Here is a 19566-nt window from a genome sequence, read left to right on the forward strand (position 1 = left end):
CGATTGGGTATGGCATTGGTTGCCCCATGACGGGTATGTGCCCATTGCCGGGCCGGTTGAGAGCTGAGGGGTGCCCCATGCGCAGCATCTGGAAGGGTGCGATCTCCTTCGGGCTGGTCACGATCCCGGTCAAGCTCTACTCGGCGACCGAACAGAAGGACGTGACCTTCCACCAGGTCCACCGCGAGGACGGCGGCCGCATCCGCTACAAGCGGGTCTGCACCCTGGACGGCGAAGAGGTGCCCTACGCCGACATCGCCAAGGGCTACGAGCTGGCCTCCGGCGAGATCGTCGTCCTCACCGACGAGGACTTCGAGGACCTGCCGCTCAGCACGTCCCGCAGGATCGACGTGCTGCAGTTCGCCCCGGCCGAGCAGATCGACCCCATCTACTTCGCCAAGTCGTACTACCTGGAGCCCGACGCGCAGGGCGCGAAGCCGTACGTGCTGCTGCGCAACGCGCTGGAGAGCTCCGGGCAGGTCGCCGTCGTCAAGGTCGCGCTGCGGCAGCGCGAGTCCCTCGCCACGCTGCGCGTCAGGGACGGCGTGTTCGTCCTGGAGACCATGCTCTGGCCGGACGAGATCCGCGCGCCCGAGTTCGCCTTCCTGGAGGAGGACATCGAGGTCCGCGCCCAGGAGCTCAAGATGGCCGAGTCCCTGATCACCACCATGGAGTCCGACTTCGACCCGGCCGAGTACCACGACACCTACCGCGAGGCGTTGCAGCAGGTGATCGAGGCGAAGGTGGCGGGCAAGGAGGTCATCCCGGCCCGCGAGGAGGAAGAGGCCGGGCCCGCGGTGGACCTCATGGCGGCCCTGCGCGCCAGCGTGGAGGCGGCCAAGCGGGAGCGCGGCGGCGAGTCCGCCAAACCGCGGAAGGCGGCGGGCAAGTCGGCGGCCAAGGACTCCAAGGACTCGAAGGAGTCCAAGGAGCAGGACGAGAAGGCCGCGCCCAAGCGGAAGACCCGCAAGTCCGCCTGATCTCAGGCCTCCAGACAGAGCGCCCGCCGCGCCCGGCTCCAGCCAGTCGAACCTGGAGTCTGTCCGGCTTTGCTGCGGGTGAGAGGCGGATGATGCGCTTGTACGGGTTCGGCACCGTACGGCTGAATCCGCGGGCCGTGTCCTCCCAGCAACGCCAGATGCCTGCCCCGTCGTGAGCCTGTTGCCCGTTCAGCCCCCGGTCGTCGGCCGGGCGGCCCTGGAGGAAGGCGGGCTTACGGGTCCAGGCGTTCGTGCGGGGCTCGGTGGCTTGTGCCGCCGCCTGGAGGTCGGCCTGGGCGGTGGTGAGGTCGCGGGCGGTCTTCCAGGTACGCAGGCGGGCCAGGTACTGGCCGAAGTGGCCTGCGGTGATGGAGGCGTACCAGCGGCGCCACTCGTCCGACCACGCGGTGAGCCGGTCGGGGAGGAACGTAGTCCAGGCCGCCTGGCGCCATCCGGGAGGGAACCTGGCCGGGATGGGTGGCGAGGCCGAAAGGGACATATACGGATAAGTAGTGCTTTTTCATTGGATAATTCTTTAAGGCGAGCAATAAGATTGTTAATGCAGAGCAAAAAGGAGTCGTGCCTGTTTGCCCGCCCTTCTGCCGGAAATGACACATCGTGGATGGCTCTTCACGGAACATCCAGAAGCCGTTTTCGGGACAATTCGGAAACGGCGAGAACGGGGCAATCGATCCTTTGGGGGAAAACGCAATGCCCAAGCTCAAAAGTGTCATCGCCGGCCTCGCCATCAGCACCGCCCTGACCGGTGGTGTGGTGAGCGTTGGCGCGGCCACCACCCTGGCCAGTGCCGACGCTGCCACCCAGGTCAGCACCGGCACGTCCGTCCTTGCCGGAAACCACTGCGGCTGGGGCTGGCGCCGCTGCGGGTGGGGCTGGGGCAACCGTGGTCACCGCCACCACCGCATGCGCGTGAAGATCAAGGTCTACAACAAGAACTACAACCGCAACCCGCACCACGAGCCGCGGTCGGAGCGTCGTACTTCTGACGACACCAAGACGGACTGATATTACCGGGCGTTAATGGCGCAGGATTTCTCCTCGTCTCATGGCGCTTTCTGCGAGGGCTCTCCGGTCAATGGCCGGAGGGCCCTCGTTGTGGTTCTTCTTGGCTTTTGTGTGCGGGCTTGTGGCGGGTAAAGGGCGAGATCTGCGCTCGCGAGGTGCGAGGGTGGTCATGCGGCGCGCAACGGGGATGGGGCCTACGGGGGCGTGCGTACGGCGCGCGGCACGGGTTGCGTGACGGCCCGCCCCCGGGACGCGGTGAGGCGGGATGCCGCTAGGTACGGGCCCCTCGCTGGCGTGAGGGCGAACGGCGTGCGGCGCATGGCCCACGGCGAGCCTCGTCGAGGCACTGGCGCGGAGGCCCGGAGGCCCGGAGGCCCGGGGGCGGGGAGCGCAACGCACCGCAGCGTGGCGCGGTGGCAGGTCGCGCGGTGGCGCGGTGTGGCGCGGCAGTGTGGCGGGCTTGTGAGGTGCACGGCACTGTGGCGTGGCACGGCTGCGCGGTGGCATGGCGCGGGCGCGCGAAGGTGTACGCGCGGAGGCGCGGCGCGGCGACGGCGCGAGCGTGCGGGGTGCACGGCACAGCGGCGCGGTCGCTCATGGTGTCACAGTGCCACGGTGCCGCGGTCGCGTGGTGGCGCACGGCAGCTCGGCGTCACGGCGTCACGGCGTCACGGCACGATGGCGCGGTGGCACGACGGCGGCGTGGCGTCCGGCGGGGCGGCGTGGCGTCCGGCGGGGCGGCGTGGCGTCCGGCGGGTGGCGTGGCGTGGCGCGGCGCGGCGGCAGGGCGGGCTCGGCACGGATGAGGTGTCGCGTGCAGAGTTCCTCGACCGGTCGTTGCTGTGCGGCGCCCAGGCCAGCAGGGGAGTCAGCGCCGGGCCAGTGCCTTGCGCCCGTCCGCCCCGTGACGCCTCGCGCCCGTCCGCACCGTGACGGGCTCGGGAGCGGGCGGGCCGCCGGCATGAGCGCGTCCGGAGCATAGGAGCCAGAGCCGAAACCAGACCCAGAGTCGCACCCAGACCCCAGACCCAGACCCCGCACCGAGACCCAGACCCCAGACCCAGACCCAGACCCCGCACCGAGACCCAGACCCCAGACCCAGACCCCGCACCGAGACCCAGACTCCGCGTCCAGACTCCGCGCCCAGACTCCGCGCCCAGACTCCGCGCCCAGAGCCGGAGCCGGGACATGAGAAGTGCCTGTGTTCACCGGCACCCCGGCGAACACAGGCACTCCCCGAACTACGGCCCGAGCTCATCACCCATCGGCGCGCTCGTCAGCCAGAGGTTCTACCACCGATCACGATCCCGGTGATGGTGACCGTTGTTGTTGTAGTTCCTGTTGACGATGACGATCCGGACGCGACCGTGGCCGTGGTGGCGGTGGCCCCAGCGCTTGCCGCGGTTCCACCCCCATCCCCAACCCCAGCCGCGACCGCAGGAGCTGCGACGCCAGCCCCACCCGCAGTGGTTGCCCGCGAGGACGGACGTGCCGGTGCTGACCTGCGTGGCGGCGTCTGCGCTGGCGGCGGTGGTGGCCGCCCCCGCGGACACCACGCCGCCGGTCAGCGCGGTGCTGATGGCGAGGCCTGCGATAACACTCTTGAGCTTGGGCATTGCGTTTTCCCCCTAAAGGATTCGATTGCCCCGTTGCGGATGACGAGTAGCAAGTCATCCACACAGGGCATATTTCCCCCCTAAAGGGTGACAAACGGGAATTGTCCGTTTTTTCCCGTTACGAAACCCGTGCATCAAGCATGCCTCGCCACGGCCGCTGAACACGACGGAACCCCGGCCGCTGAAAGCACCGGAACCCGCCCGCTACACGCCCGAACCACGGTCGCTGAACGCACCCGAACCACGGCCGCCTGAACGTGCCGGAATTCCGGCCGTCGAACGCCGTGTCCCGACCCCCGAACGCCGTGTCCCGACCCCCGAACGCCGAAATCCCGGCCCGCGAACGAGCCGGGAGAAGACGCAGCGAGGGCCCCCCGGCCGATGCCGGGAGAGCCCTCACCAAGGTTGCCGTGGAGACGAGGAGAAATGAACCTCAGGCCCAGCCGCGACGATGAATCAGGCCGCCCCCGAGAACTCCTAGCGCCATTGACGCACGGTCAATTACCAGCGCTCGCCGCCCTCGTGGTGGCGGGCGCCGTTGTCGTTGTGGTTGTGGTTGCGGATGACGATGCAGACCTGGCCACGGTGGTGGCGACGGCCGCCCCAGCCCCAGCCCCAGCCGCCGCCGCCGTGGTGGCCGCCGCGACCGCAGCGGTGGTTGTGGTGGCGGTTGTGGTGGTGGTGGTGACGGCGTCCCCAGCCCCAGCCGTCATCCGTGCGGATGGACGTGCCGGTGCTGAACTGGGTGGTCGCGCTGGCCGCGGTCGTCGCCGCGCCCGCGCCCACCATGCCGCCGGTCAGCGCCGTGCTGATGGCGAGGCCTGCGATGACACTCTTGAGCTTGGGCATTGTGTTTCCCCCTGAAGGATCGATTGCCCCGTTTTCGGCGTTTCCGGTTTGCCAGGAAACTTGGACGGCTGCTGAAGGCTCATCCACCGAAAGTCATTTCCGGGCCGGTGCACGGGCAAACAGATACGCCTCCATTTTGCTCTGCATTAACAATCTTATTGCTCGCATTAAACATTTATCAAATGAAATGAGAGGATATGTCCGATTGTGTCGCATATGGAGGGGGCGGGCGGGTGCTGTGAGTGTTCGCCGGGCGCGTCAAAGGGTGCCGACAGCGGTGGTGTGACGGATGCGGTGGCGTGGTGCTCTGGCGTGGAAAAAAATGCCCGCCATAAAAGCAACAGCATTATGGAGGGGGCGGAAATGAATGCCCCTGTGCCGCATCGTCAGAGTGACGCGCGAAGAAATGAGGCGTCACAATCAGTGCTCTGTTGATTTCCCAGAGTAGCGGCTCTAAACGAGCAGAAGCGGCTTTTGGCCCACTCTTGGGGTGTCGTATGCCTAACGCCTGCCGATCTTCTTCAGGTAGTGGCCGAAGGAGAAGCCCCTGCGCCCGATCTCCGTCCCGTGGATCCGCCGCCACGCCCCGGCCGCCTTCCGGCAGCTTCCCCACGTCCGATCCCCCGGATACAGCTTGTCCACGATCCGCCCCCGCGGCTCCGCTCGTACGTTCAGCCGCGTCTTGACCCGCACGACGCGGTACGTGCATCCAGCGGCGGCGCTCGCCGGAGAGACCTCGACGGCCGCGAGCATGCTCGCGGCGAGCGCCGCGGCCGTGAGGCCGGCGACGATACGGGACGTGAGCATGGCGGTACCCCCTGTGCACGCGTGTGACGTATCTCCCTGCTGCCAGAAACCTCCGGCAAATAACCGCCCTGTAGGGAATCCAGACCCCTTCTGGAGGCGATGGTTATCGTTGATGAACGGGAAGAGACGTTCGAAGAGCGACAAGGGGGAGACGAGATGACCGCGGCGCCGATCCCACACTGGCCAGGACGAATGATCGGCTCGGTGCACGTACGATCCACTCCGGACGGCCCCGCCGAACAGGCGGTGTTCGTGCACGGGCTGGCGGGCTCCGCCACCAACTGGACCGACCTCATGGGCGAGCTCAAGGACACGGTCACCGGCCACGCCCTCGACCTGCCAGGCGCCGGGTTCTCGCCCGCGCCCGCCGACGGCGACTACTCGATAGAGGGCCACTCCAAGGCGGTCATCGGGCTGCTGGAGCACACGGGGCCGGCCCATCTGTTCGGCAACTCGCTGGGCGGCGCCGTCGCCGTCAAGGTAGCCGCCCTGCGGCCCGAGCTGGTCCGCTCGCTCACGCTCGTCTCCCCGGCCCTGCCCGACCTGCTGCCCAGATACGGCCCGATGCGCGTGGCCGCGGCGGCCGTGCCCGTCCTGGGGGAGTGGGTGGCCTCCCGGCTGCGGCTGATCCCGGCCGAGCAGCGCATCACCGCCTCCATGGCCGTCGTCTGGGCCAACATGGACGCCGTGCATCCGCTGCGGCTGCGCGACGCCATCGAGGAGCAGCGCCGGCGCGACGACCTGCCGTACTCGGGCGAGGCCATGATCCGCTCGGCCCGGGGCATCGTGGCCGAGTACTTCCGCCGCAAGCAGACGCTCTGGGACGACGCGGCGATGGTGCGGGCCCGCACGCTGATCATTCACGGGCGCCACGACCGCCTGGTCCGCCCGGCCATGGCCAGGAAGGCGTACCGTACGTTCCGGCAGGTCAGACTGGTGTTGCTGCCGACGGCGGGGCACGTGGCGATGATGGAGACGCCGCAGGTCGTGGCGGCGGAAGCACGCCGTCTGATCGGTGAGACTCGATTGGGGAATGCCCCACTGCCGGGCTAGGTTTCACTACGAGATAAGACCCCCTGAAACGGGAGCGTAGAAAAGTGTCGTTGCCACCGCTGGTCGAGCCGGCCGATGAGCTGACCGTCGACGAAGTGCGCCGTTACTCGCGCCACCTGATCATTCCCGACGTGGGCATGGCGGGGCAGAAGCGGCTGAAGAACGCCAAGGTGCTGTGTGTGGGCGCCGGGGGCCTGGGCTCGCCCGCGCTGATGTACCTGGCGGCGGCGGGCGTCGGCACCCTCGGCATCATCGACTTCGACGTGGTCGATGAGTCCAACCTGCAGCGCCAGATCATCCACGGCCAGTCCGACGTGGGCAGGCTGAAGGCCGAGAGCGCCGCGGCGTCGGTCCGTGAGATCAACCCGCTGGTCGACGTTGTGATCCACAACACGGCGCTGACCACCGAGAACGTCATGGAGATCTTCTCCGGCTACGACCTCATCGTCGACGGCACGGACAACTTCGCCACGCGTTACATGGTCAACGACGCGGCGGTCCTGCTGGGCAAGCCGTACGTGTGGGGCTCGATCTACCGCTTCGACGGCCAGGCGAGCGTGTTCTGGGCCGAGCACGGCCCCTGCTACCGCTGCCTCTACCCGGAGCCCCCGCCTCCCGGCATGGTGCCGTCGTGCGCCGAGGGCGGCGTGCTCGGCGTGCTGTGCGCGTCGATCGGCTCGATCCAGGTCAACGAGGCCATCAAGCTGCTCACCGGCATCGGTGACCCGCTGGTCGGCCGGCTGATGATCTACGACGCCCTGGAGATGAAGTACCGCGACGTCAAGGTCCGCAAGGACCCCGAGTGCGTGCTGTGCGGTAAGAACCCGACGGTCACCGAGCTGCTCGAGGACTACGAGGCGTTCTGCGGCGCGATCTCCGACGAGGCCGCCGAGGCCGCCAGCGGCTCCACGATCACCGCGCTGGAGCTCAAGGGCATGATGGACCGCGGCGAGAACATCTACGTCGTGGACGTGCGCGAGCCCAACGAGTACGAGATCGTCTCGATCCCGGGCGCCACGCTGATCCCGAAGGGCGAGTTCCTCAACGGCTCCGCCCTGGAGAAGCTGCCGCAGGACAAGAAGATCGTGCTGCACTGCAAGTCGGGTGCGCGTTCCGCCGAGGCGCTCGCGGTCGTCAAGAACGCGGGCTTCGCCGACGCCGTGCACGTCGGCGGCGGCGTGCTGAGCTGGGTCAAGACCGTCGATCCGAGCCTGCCCAGCTATTAAGGGGTTTCGGCCGGGACGTCCCGGTTAAGGTCGATGCCGTGAACTCCGCCCGCCCGTGGCCGACACTCGTGGTGGCCTCCGCGCTGACGCTGATCTGCGCGGTGGCCGCCGGGGTGGCGGGCAGCGCGGCGGGCGCGGAGCTGACCCGCGGCCCCACGGCGGCCGAGTTGCGGGCCGCGGCCGAGCGCGAGGTGGCCGGCCGCTGGCGCACCTGGCCCACCGGCCGTATCTTCCCCGCCACACTGCCGTACTCCGCCGAGCAGGGCGGGCGGGAACGTGCCAGCAGGATCGGCATCTCGCCGCGCACCTCCTGCGGCGACTCGGTCGATCCGAAGGCGGTCAAGGCCCTGCGCGTGGCCGGCTGCAAGGGCGTGCTGCGGGCCACGTACGTGGACGCCCTGCGCGGCGTGCTCGTCACCGTCGGCGTGGTCGCGCTCCGCGACGAGCCGGGCGCCGCCCGCGCCAGGTCCGCCTTCTCCGACACCGGCAAACCCTCTCCCGGCCTGCGCCCGCTGGCCTTCCACGGCACGCTGTCCGACCGGTTCACGGCGGGCGTGCGGCAGGCCGGTTCCGTACGGCAGGCGGGCCCGTACCTCGTCCTGACGACGGCCGGTCAGGTGGACGGCCGGCCGGCGGACGCGGCGGGCGAGCCCCGTCCGGCCATCTTCGCCTTCGCCACCGAGTTGGCCGAGCGCGTGCTGACCGACCTGAGCACGCCCGCCATGCCCGACTGCGACTCCCAGGAGTGGCGGTGCTGAAAGCGGGCAGGCGAGTGGTGGCGGTCGCGGCGACGGGGATGCTGCTGTTCGCGGCGCCGCCCGCGCGGGCCGACGACGTACGCGGCGGGCAGGAGGCGGTGATCAGGACACTGGCGCTGACCCAGGCATGGCGGACCAGCACGGGCGCCGGCGTGACGGTGGCCGTGCTCGACTCCGGCGTCGATCCCGGCCATCGCGACCTGAGCGGCTCGGTGCGCGAGGGCAAGGATTTCACCGCGGGCGCGAACCCGCCCGGCACGCCTCCGAGCAGGCTGCACGGCACCTACATGGCCTCGCTGATCGCCGGGCACGGCCACGGCCCCGGGAATAAACGAGGGATCATCGGCGTCGCGCCTGCGGCGGACGTACTGTCTGTAAGGGTCATCCTCGAGGACGAGGAGCCGGGTTTCCGCGAGTTCAACTCGGCCGAGCGCTTCGAGAACGTGGTGGCCCGGGGCATCCGGTACGCGGTCGACGAGGGGGCGGACGTGATCAACATGTCGATCTCCAAGGAGCTGGCGACCAGGGAGGAGCGCGCGGCCATCCGTTACGCGATCTCCAAGGGCGTCGTGCTCGTCGCCGCTGCGGGCAACGACGGCGACCGCCGGGTGATCGGCGACTTCGCGCCCTACTCCTATCCGGCCGCCTTCCCCGGCGTGGTCTCGGTCGGGGCGACCGACCGGCGGCTGCGGCGGGCCTCGTTCTCCAACTGGAACTCCTCGGTGCTGGTGGCCGCCCCCGGCGTGGACATCATGGGCGCGGGCCCCGGCGACGAGTACTGGGTGGGCAGGGGCACCTCGCAGGCGACCGCGCTGGTGTCGGGCGTCGCCGCCCTCATCAAGGCCAAGTTCCCCGGCCTGTCGCCGCCGCTCGTGGCGCGGGCCCTGGCGGGCGGCGCGCGTGACCGGCCGCCGGGCGGCTACGACACCGCCACCGGGTTCGGCGTCGTGAACGCCGCCAGGGCGCTCGCCGAGGCGTCCCGGCTGGCCGGTCACACCGAGACCGCCACCGGCGCGCAGGCCGCGGATCCGGCGCTGCCGGTCGCGGGTGAGCCCGCCGGCCCGGTCAAGGTCGTCGCCAGGGACGAGAAGCGGATCACGCTGTACGCGGCGATCGCCGGGGGAGCCGCCACCGGCGCCCTCGCCGCATTGGCGGTCATATTCATCCTGGTCAGACGCGTGCGACGGGTGCACATCTCACAACAGGCATGATCCGGCCCCTTAGGGGGACGAAATAGACACGGAGCGAGTGCGGGAACGAGGCGGTGGTGAAGGCACGTAGGTCGACCTCAGGGCTACCGCGCGCCGGGGGAGAAGCCACGCAGGGGCGGAGCAATCCGCTCGGCGCCCCCACCGGCCGCCGATCACGCGTGCGCTCGTGGCCGGCGGCGGACTCGCGCAGGCGCACGGCCGCCAGGGAACGAGCCGAGCTGCTCGCCCTGCGGCAGGGCATCAGGTACCGCCGCTTCTTCGTGGCGCTGCTCGGCGTCATCATCGCCGTCTCGGCCGTCGTGGTGCTGCTCGGCACCGTCGGCCTGTTCGCCGAGACGCGCTCGCGCCCGCTGACACCCGACGAGCAGAACCAGTACAAGCAGGAGGAGATCGCCCGGCGCTGGCAGGCCTGGCCCGCCACCGGGGTCTTCCCCGAGGAGGTCAAGTACCTCGGGCTGGACCGCGCCCAGCAGTACGCCAGGCGGATCGGCATCGCCCCGGAGACCGACTGCGGCAAGGCCGCGGACGCCTCGGTGGCCGGGGTGCTTCAGAGCCACGGCTGCGTCACGATGCTGCGCGCCACGTACATGGACCAGACGGCCTCCTTCGTGTTCACGGTCGGCGTGGCCGTGCTGAAGGACGAGGCGTCGCGCATCTCGGCGGGCGAGGAGCTGACCCAGGACGACCGCGTCGGCGTGCTGCCGGTCGCCTTCCCCGGCACGGTGAGCGAGCGCTTCGGCCCCGACCAGCGCCAGCGCACCGGCTGGGTGGGCGCGGGCCCGTACCTGGTGTTCTCGACGGGCGGCTACGCCGACGGGCGCACCAGGGCCGCGATCCCGCCCGAGGAGATCCTGCACAGCGAGCTGTGGCCGGCCGCCAAGTCCATCGGCAACCAGATCGCCTACTTCCTGGCGGACCCGCCCAAGGTGCCGCCCTGCACTCAGGGGAACGTGTGCTGACGGCCGTGCGCGTGCTCACCGCCGCGATGCTCGCGTTCTCGGGAACCGCTCCCGACCCTGCCAGGGACCAGCAGCAATGGGTCCTGGACGCGCTCAACATCGAGCAGGCGTGGACGGTCACCAAGGGCGAGAACGTCACCGTCGCCGTCGTCGACAGCGCCGTGGACACCAGCGTCAAGGAGCTGAAGGGCCGCGTGGACAGCGGCCCTGACATGACCTCCGGCACGATCGAGCGGGAGTTGCCGCCCGGCAGGCACGGCACCGCCATGGCGGGGCTGATCGCCGCGTCCGGCGCGGACGACGGCCTCATCGGCGTCGCGCCGGGCGCGCGCGTCCTGTCGCTGCCCATGGTGATCGACGACGAGCCCGGCTTCGCCGTGCCGCCGGTCGAGGCGGAGGGGGTGGCGGCCGAGAGCCCGCTCGCCCGCGCCCTGCGGTACGCCGCCAACCACGGCGCCCAGGTGGTCAGCATGTCGATCGGCTCGTACGGGCCGCTGCGGTCGGAGCGCGAGGCCGTCTCGTACGCGCTGGGCAAGGGCGTCGTGCTGGTGGCCGCAGTCGGCAACGACGGCCTGACCCCGTACGCCAAGGAGAAGGGCACCTCCTACTGGAGCTTCCCCGCCGGCTACCCGGGTGTCATCGGCGTGGCGGCGACCGACAAGCAGGGCAGGCGGGCCACGTTCAGCAGCGACAACCTGTCGGTGCTGGTCTCCGCGCCCGGCGTCGGGGTGCCCGTGCTCAAGCGGGAGGGCGGCTACGAGCTGTCGGAGGGCACCAGCTCGGCCGCCGCGCTGGTGGCGGGCGTGGCGGCGCTGATCAAGTCGCGTTACCCGAAGCTGGCGCCCGAGCAGGTCGCCCAGGCGCTGTCGTCCAGCGCCAGGGGGCGGCCCGCCGCCGGGTACGACGACCAGACCGGCTTCGGGGTGGTGGACGCCGCCGCCGCGCTGAACGTCGCCGAGCGCCTGACCGGCGCCAAGCGCAGCATCGCGCCCGGCATGGAGCACTTCGGTCAGGGCGAGGACTCGCCGGTGCCGTCGCGGCCCGGCCCCGACCCGCTGCGGCTGTGGTTGTACGGGGGCGGGGTGCTGGTCGCGCTGGTCGCCTTCTGCGGCGCCATCATCGCGCTCAACCAGCGCAAGCAGGAGTGATGAAGCCGATTCTCGTTCGGCGGGAAGATCCGCTATGGTCCCGCTCCATGGGATACGAGCTGCGGGTGGTGCGTGAGTCACCACTCGCCTTCGCGGAGCTCGCGAAGGCCATCGCGCCGGCCGGGTTCGAGCTGCGCGACTCCGAGGAGATCGTGACCGGTCACCGGGGCGGCGTGCACGCCGTGGCGCGCTGGCAGGGCCAGCTCGTCGGCGAGCCAGGCTCCGACTGGCAGGTCGCGCAGCTCCTGCGGCTGTCCACCGCGCTCGGCGGCCGGCTGGTGGGCGAGGACGGCGAGGAGTACCTGCTGAACGAGGGCGTCATCGAGGTCTCGGCGGCGGGCGGCATCGCAGCGGGCACGGTGGCGATCGGCAAGTTCGAAGAGATCATCGATGCGGGGCCGGCCGCGTGGAGCCCGTGAACCCGTTCGCCGAGCGGGTGCTCGACCTCGTCGAGCGCATCCCGCCCGGCAAGGTCATGGCCTACGGCGACATCGCCGAGTACCTCGGCGAGGGCGGCCCCCGTCAGGTGGGCAAGGTCATGAGCACGTGGGGAGGCGGCGTGCCGTGGTGGCGCGTCGTCCACGCGGACGGCACCGCCGCCGCCCCCGACCACCTGCGACAATGCCTCGCGCACTGGCGCGAGGAAGGCACCCCGCTGCGCGGCGAGCGGGCGGACATGCGCCTGGCACGCTGGGACGGGCGTTCAGGGGATTTTCAGTAACCCAGTTGACCTGCACTTTCGCCGAACGGGCGATTCTGTGACATGTGACTCCCATTACCATGGGCAGAACACTGAAGGCGGCCCGAAAGGCGGTGCCACCCCTATGGCCACCGGCGTCACAGCCCAAAGCCAGGGCGGCGATTCGCTCGCCGACCGCCTGAAGGCTGTCCAGGATCTCTGCGATCGTGGCGAGCCTTTCGAAGCGGTCATGCGAGCGGTCGGCCCAGGCGGTCGCGACGCGGCGTTCGACAACGAGGTGCTCAGCGGCCCCCTCGGGGCCCGCATCGACCTCGCGGTCAAGCGCGGCGCCCCGCGACGGCGGGAAATGCTCGACCTCGTGCGCCCCTATCTCAAGGGCGTCGACGCGCGCGTCAAACGCGACCTGCCGGTCGCGCGCCGCGTCATCTGTCACCTGATCGAGCACCGTCCCGACGAGGAACTCGTCGAGGGCGAGACGCTCACCAAAGTGGTCACCGCGGCGGCCGAGCCGTCCAAGCGCATCCGCAAGGGCCTGAGCTGGTACGCCGACCTGCCCTTCCGCGACGAGCTGCCGCCCGACCTCTACCGGCTGCGCCGCTCCGACCTGGTGCCGGTCACCCACATCGACGACATCGTGTGGGACGGCGGCAAGCTGCGGGTGAGCGGCTTCGCCTACCTGGCGGGCCTGTCGGTGCGCAGCCGCAGGTTCAACATGGCCACGGTCGTGCTGCGCGGGCCCCGCTGGCTGCCGCCGATCCGGCTGCGCACCCGCAGGGTCCTGGCCCCCGAGGCCACCCACGGCGCGCGCGAGCCCGGCTGCAACTACGACTGGTCCGGCTTCACCGCCGAGCTGAGCCCGTGGCCGCTGCGCTGGCGCGGCGCCGTGCGCGGCGTGGTGTCCGGCGTGCGCCGCCGCATGCGGCACCGCCCGTCCGTGCCCGACGCCACGACGTGGCGCGCCGAGATCGTGTTCTGGAGCCGTGGCGCTCGGGCCACCGGCCTGCTGCGCGGCTCCTCGATCGGCCGTGCCGAGCGGCCCGCCGGGCTGAAGCTGAAGCCCGGCTGGTGGGTGCGGCCCGTCTGGACCTCCGACCGGGCGCTGCAGGTCGTGCTCCAGCCCAACAGGGCCGAGCTGACCGGCGTGACGCTCGACGGCGAGCGGCTGGAGCTGAAGATCTTCCTGCCCGGCCGGCAGGTCACCAAGGGCCACGCCAGGCTGGGCGGCCACCGCATCGCCGCCGAGTTCACCCCGTCGGGCGACGGCACCAAGGTCCTGGTCGGCCTGGCCGTGCCCGCCCTGCTCCAGGAGAAGGACGGCCGGCGGCTCTGGGTCGAGCCCAAGGGCGACCCGGCGGCCTCCGTCATGCTGGCCGACCTGGTCGAGACCCGCACGCCCGTCGGCGACCGCGAGATCACCGTGCTCGGCGACCGCCGCGACCGCGTCGTCGTCTCGGCGCACCGCATCCGCCCGGTGCTCACCTCGGCCGTCTGGCAGGGCTCGGCGCTGGTCCTGAGCGGCCACTACCCCGACGCGCCCGGCCCGCGCACGCTCACGCTGCGCCACCGGTCGGGGCTGTCCTACCTGCTGCCGATGGAGCGCTCCGGCGACGCGTTCTCCGTACGCGTGGAGCCCGGCTCCATGGACCGCTTCGGCGAGTCCGTGCCGTTGTCGTCCGGCACCTGGAACATGTCGCTGCGCCACCCGTCCGGCGAGATCGTCCCGCTGCGGATGGACCACGCGGCCCTGGCCGGCCTCGACGAGGAGCCGCGCACGCTCAGCGGCCACGTCTTCCGCATGATCTCGACCCGCTTCGACGTGCCGGTGATCACCGTGGAGGAGGACAGGCCCGCGCAGGAGCGCGGCGTCGCGGGCACCCACGTCCTGCGCCGCGTCTTCTACCCGGCCCAGCGCACCGAGCCGCTGCGCGACACCACCGTGTACGTCGTCAACGACGGCCGCCACTACGCCGACAGCGTCCGCGCCATCTACGAGGAGCGGCTGCGCAGGGGCGACGACCGCGAGCACCTCTGGATCGTCAAGGACGGCGCCTTCGTGCCGCCCGGCGGCGCCACCGTCATCCGGGCGGGCAGCCGCGAGCACCACGAGGCGCTGGCCCGCTCCCGCCACATCGTCACCAACTCCTTCCTGCCCGCCTGGTTCAGGGCGCGCGAGGACCAGGTAGTGCTGCAGACGTGGCACGGCACGCCTGCCAAGCTGATCGGCAACGACCAGCCGCACATGCAGCGCGACCCGAGGCCGCCCATCTGGCACCGCCAGGCGGCCGAGGTGCGCGGCTGGGACCTGCTGCTGTCGCAGTCGCCGTGGGCCACGCCGGTGCTGCGCAAGGCGTTCGGCTACAAGGGCGAGATCCTGGAGAGCGGCCTGCCCCGCAACGACGTGCTCAACTCGCCCGACCGCGACGCCCGCGCGGCGGCGGTGCGCGAGCGGCTCGGGCTGGCCGAGGGCAAGCGCGTGGTGCTGTACGCGCCCACGTGGCGCGACTACGACCGCAAGAACGCCATGGTCAAGCTGGACCTGGCCAAGGCCCGCGAGGCGCTGGGCGCCGACCACGAGATCCTCGTGCGCGCCCACCCGATGCAGGCCATGCCCGCCGTCCCCGAGATCGCCCGCGACGTCACCACATATCCGGACATCGCCGATCTGCTGCTGGTGGCCGACGTCCTGGTGACCGACTACTCCTCGGTCATGTTCGACTTCGCCTGCACCGGCAAGCCGATCGTCCTGTACGGCTACGACCTGGCCAAGTACTCCGCCAAGCGCGGCCTCTACATCGACCTGCCCGAGCAGGCGCCGGGGCCGCTGCTGTCCACGTCGGCCGACGTGGTCGACGCGCTCCGCTCGATCGACTCGGTGGCGGCGGCCCACGCCGACCGCTACGACGCCTTCCGCGCCACCTTCGCCCCTCGCGACGACGGCAAGGCCACGGCCAGGGTGGTCGACCGGCTCTTCTCCTGACCTCGTACTCAGAAGAGGTCGGGCAGGTTCCCCGGCAAGGGATAGACCTTGCCGGGGTCGTAGTCGTACAGGAAGCCCAGGTCCGACGTCCTCAGCGCGACGTCGTCCGGCAGGCTCTCGACGTAGGTGTGCAGCAACGCCGAGATGCTGGTGCCGCAGGCGATGTCGCCGGTGCCGATCAGCTTGCGGACGTGCGCGAGCGGCACCCACTCCACCCGCTCCGCCTCCCACGGATGCGCCGGCTCCCCGATGCGGGTGGCGGAGTGCGCCCGGTAGACGTGGTTCAGCCCGTCGGAGAACCCGTTGCCGGGCTGCACGGCCAGCAGCGGCCGCAGCGCCCCAGGACGCCAGCCGGTCTCCTCCTCGACCTCCCGCGCCGCGGCGGCCATCGGCGACTCGCCCTCGTCCACCTGGCCGAGCGGGATCTCCCAGCCCCAGCTGTCGGTGATGAAGCGGTGCCGCCAGATCAGCAGCACCCGGCCCTTGTCGTCGGTGACGACGGCCCCCGCCCCCGGCGCCGTACGGACCAGCCGATGGTCGAGATGGCGCCCGTCGGGCAACTCCACGTCGGCGATCCGCACGTCGAGCCACGGATCGCGATAGACCGACCTCTCGGAGTGGACCTGCCAGCGCATGCGATCAACCCCCGCGCAAGGGAATGTTGACCCAACGTTACAAGCCCGCACGCTCCGTACGTGGCCGGATCGCCGAAGTCACTTGCGCAACTCGACCTCAAGCGTCAGCGGCGTCTGCCTGACCTCGTACGAGCCGAAGCCCACCCCCGACAGCAGCCCCTCGAACTCGGCCTTCGTGTACGCCCGCCTCGGCAGGAACGACCGCAGCGCGAGCCTGGTGAACAGCTTGGACACCGTCCCCATCCGCATCCGCGCCACGTCGGCGTCCACGGCCTGCTTGGACACGTCCTTGCGCAGGTCGAGGATCAGCCCCGCGGCGCCCGGCCGCAGCACCCGCCGCATCTCGCGCAGCGCCCCCACCGGGTCGGAGAAGTTCTTGAACGCGGCGCAGCAGACCAGGAAGTCGAAGGTGTCGTCGTCGAACGGCATGGCGGAGGCGTTCCCCAGCCGGAAGTCCACCGGCACTCCCGCCTCCAGGGCCCTGCCCCTGGCGATGGACACGAACGTCTCGCTGATGTCGAGGCCGGTGACCGTGTAGTCGCCGGTCGCGGCCAGGGCGATCGAGAGGTGGCCGGGGCCGGGGGCCACCTCCAGGACCCTGGCGCCCTTGGGGGCTCGCTGCCGCACCATGGCGACCTGCTCGTCGTAGCGGGAGGCGGACTTGGCGTTGCCGGCGTCGTACCAGCGGGCGAGCGCGCCTTCCATGCTGATGCCCTTGTAACCCTTGTCGGTCATACGAGACACGATATGTCGCGTCGTGGGGAAGTCAAGATATATCGCGGTTATTCTGGCGGGGGTGGATCAGGTGTGTGACCCTGAGCGCATGGCCTTCCGCGAGGCGTCCGCCGCCGAGGAGCAGCCCGCCTTCATCGGGATCCAGGCGGGCCCCTACGAGCCCGACCTCGACGTCTACATCGACGACGCGCTCGCCGGCGCGAGAGCGGGCGAGGACGTCGTGCGCCTGATGAGCATGCTGGTCGATCCGCCTGAGCTCGTGGAGGTCGTGCAGGAGCACCGGCTGGTGCTGCAGACGAGCTGCATCCAGCAACTGGATGGCCTGCAGCAGCTCGGGATGCACCTGAACCGGTTGCTCTTCCAGGCCCTGCCCACTCACTTGAGCATGCATGTCGAGAAGGTGAGCTCGCTCCAAGCGGCTCTGTCCGCGATGAACAGGCACGTGGGCGAGCACCTGGACGCGGAGACCTCGCGAGCGCGGTGGGAGCGCATGTCGCCGGACGAACGCGAGCATGCGCTCGACGTGCTGGACGAGAACAGGCGACTGCACGCCGAGCTGGCTGAAGAGCTGAAAGCCGCTCCGCGCGGACGCCACCGCCCGAGGCTGAGAACCGTGGTGTGGGGATCCGCTGAGACGTATCAGGCGATGGTGGCAGAGGTCGAGGCCGCGCCGGATCTGCTCGCGGACTGCCGGAGCGTGATCCGGACCGTCCTGCTGAGCGCGGCGGGCGTGGCGCGCAGGGACCGTGAGTACGCCACCCTCGAAGCGGAATGGGAGGCGAGAAGGCAGGACCTGACCCGGCATCTCGAATCACTCGTCACCACCCTGGTCCTGAGCGCGTTGAACGACGCGATGCGCCTGGACGCCGCGCCGCTGATGACGATCGAGGCCATGCCGGGCCTGCTGGAAGCGGCTCCCGGCGAGCGGATCGTGGTCACGAGCGCCTTCGAAGGACTGGAGGCGATGATCCGTCAGCGACGGCACGGCAGTTTCGGGTTGTCCGGGCCCCGCGGCATCGGCAAGAGCACGCTCATCGACTATTTCGCCAATCCGCGCCCGGACGCCCCAGGCGAGCGCCGGCCCCGCATGGGGGTCAAGGTCCTGGCGCCGGTGAGTTACGACGCGCGCGACTTCGTCCTGCACCTGTACTCCGAAGCCTGTGAAACGGTCGCGGGGGGCGAGCGGAGCAAGAACCTGAGCCCCTTCGACGCCGCCGCCCCCGCGCCCGTGCCCCGGCCGCGACGGTGGTTCGCGGTGGCGACGGCCCTGCTCAGCCCGGCGGCCGTCACGGCGGGCCTGACCCTGCTCGTGCTCGCCGTCGCGCGCCGGCCGGCGCTGAACGTCACCCTGCCGGCGGATGTGGCGGCGGCGGTCCTCGCGGTGGCGGCCATCCTGCTCGTGGTGGCGGTGTACCGGCTGGACGGGCCGCCGTTCCAGCCCCGCGGCGGGCCGGCGATCGTCATCGGCGGCGTCACCCTGTTCATCAGGCCGTCGGTGTTCTTCCTCACCCTCGCCGCCTCCTGCCTGGCCGGGGCCGGCTGTGTCGTGTTCCTGGCGGAGCAGGGCTGGCAGACGGAGACGCCGCTGGTGCTCGGCGGGCTGGTGCTCGTCGTGGCGGGCGCGTGCGGGATGCGCTCGCCCGTCGAACTGCACGGTCAGCCGCCGGCCGCCCCGGATCCCATGCCGGAGGCCACGCTGCGGGAGATCGCCCTCGAACATCTGCACCGGATCCGGTACCAGCAGTCCTACACCAGCGAGCGGACCACCACGCTGAAGGCCGGCGCCCCACCGATCCCGGTCGGCCTGGACGTCGCGGCGAAGCAGGCCGCCACGATGCAGTTCCGCCAGAAGTCCTACCCGGAGCTGGTGGGCGACCTGCGCATCTTCCTCAAGATGGTGGCGGAGCAGCACGAGCTGATCATCTGCATCGACGAACTGGACAAGCTGCGTTCTGCGGAGCACGTGCAGAACTTCCTCAATGACATCAAGGCGGTCTTCGGCGTTCCCGGCTGCTACTTCCTGATCTCCGTCTCCGAGGACGCCGCCGCCGGGTTCGAACGCAGGGGAGTCCCCTTCCGCGACGTGTTCGACAGCACCTTCGACGACGTGATCAGCCTGAGGCATCTCGACTACGAGCTGACTCAGAAGATCGTCAAGGGGTTGCTCGTCGGCTGGACCCTGCCCTTCATCGCCCTGTGCTACGTGATGTCGGGCGGCCTGCCACGGGACGCCGGGCGCATCGTCAGGCAGTTGGTGGGCGGGCGCGCTCAGGGCGAGGAGCTGGAGCTCGCGCGGACCTGCCTGGCGCTCTGCCTGCGCGAGGTGCAGGCGCGCATGCGGGCCGTGCAGCACGAGGCCATGAAGAGCCCGGATCTCTGCCGCGACCTCATGGTCTGCGTCATGGATCTGCTCCCGCACACGGACAGCGCCGATGCGCGGGCTCTGCTGGAGTGGTACGAGAGACAGCTCGTCCCCCTGACGGAGCCGCCACAGTCCGGCGACTCGCGCCGGCTCACCGAGGAGTTGTCGGCCGTCATGCTCTTCGCGGCCACCGTGCTCGACTTCTTCCAGCCGGACGTGATCGTCGACCGGCTCGCCGAGATCAAGGCGCAGCCGGGCAGCGCGCGCGACCTGGAGACGCTCGTCATGGCCAGGCGCCTGATGGCGGGCAGCCCCGCCATGTCCCTGGAGTACACCAGGCGCTTCCGCAAGGCCTGGGATCTGGCGACGCCGTAACGCTTCGGGCGAACACGCACCCCGGCGTGTCGCCACAGACACGCACTTTTCCCGCGATACCGTAGGCGATTCGCGGCGGGAGACGGGGCAAGTCGGCACGATCTACCCCTGTGGTCTGGTGGAATCTAGTGCTGTGAGTGCTCAGACCT

General features: G+C 70.4%; 17 protein-coding genes. 12 read left to right on the top strand and 5 right to left on the bottom strand.

Translation table 11 applies throughout. The features are described 5' to 3' along the window. The first annotated feature begins 77 nt into the window (after positions 1-77). Positions 78-980: a non-homologous end joining protein Ku gene (gene ku, locus ABD331_RS27095; protein WP_344480173.1), complete on the top strand. Its 903-nt coding sequence runs from the start codon at positions 78-80 to the stop codon at positions 978-980. Between the two features lie 618 nt (positions 981-1598). Then, positions 1599-2006, top strand: coding sequence for a hypothetical protein (locus tag ABD331_RS27100; RefSeq protein WP_344480176.1), 408 nt, complete (start codon positions 1599-1601; stop codon positions 2004-2006). A gap of 1289 nt (positions 2007-3295) precedes the next feature. Here the strand turns inward: ABD331_RS27100 and ABD331_RS27105 are convergent. The 3 genes from ABD331_RS27105 to ABD331_RS27115 all read right to left on the bottom strand — a co-directional run bounded on the left by ABD331_RS27105 (position 3296) and on the right by ABD331_RS27115 (position 5278). Then, positions 3296-3622: a hypothetical protein gene (locus ABD331_RS27105; RefSeq protein WP_148440395.1), complete on the bottom strand. Its 327-nt coding sequence runs from the start codon at positions 3620-3622 to the stop codon at positions 3296-3298. A 501-nt stretch (positions 3623-4123) separates the two neighbouring features. Further along, positions 4124-4471 (bottom strand): hypothetical protein, encoded by a 348-nt coding sequence (locus ABD331_RS27110; protein ID WP_148440394.1) that lies wholly within the window; start codon positions 4469-4471, stop codon positions 4124-4126. A 501-nt stretch (positions 4472-4972) separates the two neighbouring features. Then, complete coding sequence (locus ABD331_RS27115) at positions 4973-5278, bottom strand: hypothetical protein (RefSeq protein WP_344480182.1); 306 nt, start codon at positions 5276-5278, stop codon at positions 4973-4975. Positions 5279-5482: 204 nt separating this feature from the next. Here ABD331_RS27115 and ABD331_RS27120 point away from each other — a divergent pair, with 204 nt between their 5' ends. The 9 genes from ABD331_RS27120 (at position 5483) to ABD331_RS27160 (ending at position 15310) form a co-directional block, all read left to right on the top strand. Then, positions 5483-6331 (top strand): alpha/beta fold hydrolase, encoded by an 849-nt coding sequence (locus tag ABD331_RS27120; RefSeq protein ID WP_344480185.1) that lies wholly within the window; start codon positions 5483-5485, stop codon positions 6329-6331. Positions 6332-6375: 44 nt separating this feature from the next. Beyond that, positions 6376-7557: an adenylyltransferase/sulfurtransferase MoeZ gene (gene moeZ / locus ABD331_RS27125; RefSeq protein ID WP_148440391.1), complete on the top strand. Its 1182-nt coding sequence runs from the start codon at positions 6376-6378 to the stop codon at positions 7555-7557. Positions 7558-7595: 38 nt separating this feature from the next. Beyond that, on the top strand, positions 7596-8315 hold the full coding sequence (locus ABD331_RS27130; protein WP_344480189.1) for a hypothetical protein: 720 nt from the start codon (positions 7596-7598) through the stop codon (positions 8313-8315). Then, positions 8309-9526, top strand: coding sequence for a S8 family serine peptidase (locus ABD331_RS27135; protein ID WP_344480192.1), 1218 nt, complete (start codon positions 8309-8311; stop codon positions 9524-9526). Before ABD331_RS27130 ends, ABD331_RS27135 begins: the two co-directional genes overlap by 7 nt. Before the next feature lie 158 nt (positions 9527-9684). Next, on the top strand, positions 9685-10485 hold the full coding sequence (locus ABD331_RS27140; RefSeq protein ID WP_344480195.1) for a hypothetical protein: 801 nt from the start codon (positions 9685-9687) through the stop codon (positions 10483-10485). Continuing rightward, the gene (locus ABD331_RS27145) at positions 10479-11633 is read left to right on the top strand and encodes a S8 family serine peptidase (protein WP_344480198.1); all 1155 of its coding nucleotides are present in this window, start codon (positions 10479-10481) and stop codon (positions 11631-11633) included. The genes ABD331_RS27140 and ABD331_RS27145 overlap by 7 nt, the downstream gene beginning before the upstream one ends. A gap of 47 nt (positions 11634-11680) precedes the next feature. Continuing rightward, a complete protein-coding gene (locus tag ABD331_RS27150) occupies positions 11681-12052 on the top strand; it encodes a hypothetical protein (RefSeq protein WP_344480201.1) in 372 nt (123 codons plus the stop codon). Then, entirely contained in the window at positions 12040-12354 is a 315-nt protein-coding gene (locus tag ABD331_RS27155) for an MGMT family protein (protein ID WP_344480205.1), read from the top strand. The genes ABD331_RS27150 and ABD331_RS27155 overlap by 13 nt, the downstream gene beginning before the upstream one ends. Positions 12355-12562: 208 nt before the next feature. After that, positions 12563-15310, top strand: a complete 2748-nt coding sequence (locus ABD331_RS27160) for a CDP-glycerol glycerophosphotransferase family protein (RefSeq protein ID WP_344480208.1) — start codon at positions 12563-12565, stop codon at positions 15308-15310. A gap of 8 nt (positions 15311-15318) precedes the next feature. Here the strand turns inward: ABD331_RS27160 and ABD331_RS27165 are convergent, their stop codons facing one another. Then, positions 15319-15945, bottom strand: a complete 627-nt coding sequence (locus tag ABD331_RS27165; RefSeq protein WP_344480211.1) for an NUDIX domain-containing protein — start codon at positions 15943-15945, stop codon at positions 15319-15321. A 78-nt stretch (positions 15946-16023) separates the two neighbouring features. After that, positions 16024-16680: a class I SAM-dependent methyltransferase gene (locus ABD331_RS27170; RefSeq protein ID WP_344480214.1), complete on the bottom strand. Its 657-nt coding sequence runs from the start codon at positions 16678-16680 to the stop codon at positions 16024-16026. A 61-nt stretch (positions 16681-16741) separates the two neighbouring features. Here ABD331_RS27170 and ABD331_RS27175 point away from each other — a divergent pair, with 61 nt between their 5' ends. Next, positions 16742-19417, top strand: coding sequence for a P-loop NTPase fold protein (locus ABD331_RS27175; RefSeq protein WP_344480217.1), 2676 nt, complete (start codon positions 16742-16744; stop codon positions 19415-19417). The last annotated feature ends 149 nt before the right edge of the window (positions 19418-19566 follow it).

The organism is Nonomuraea monospora (assembly GCF_039531895.1).
GTDB lineage: Bacteria > Actinomycetota > Actinomycetes > Streptosporangiales > Streptosporangiaceae > Nonomuraea > Nonomuraea monospora.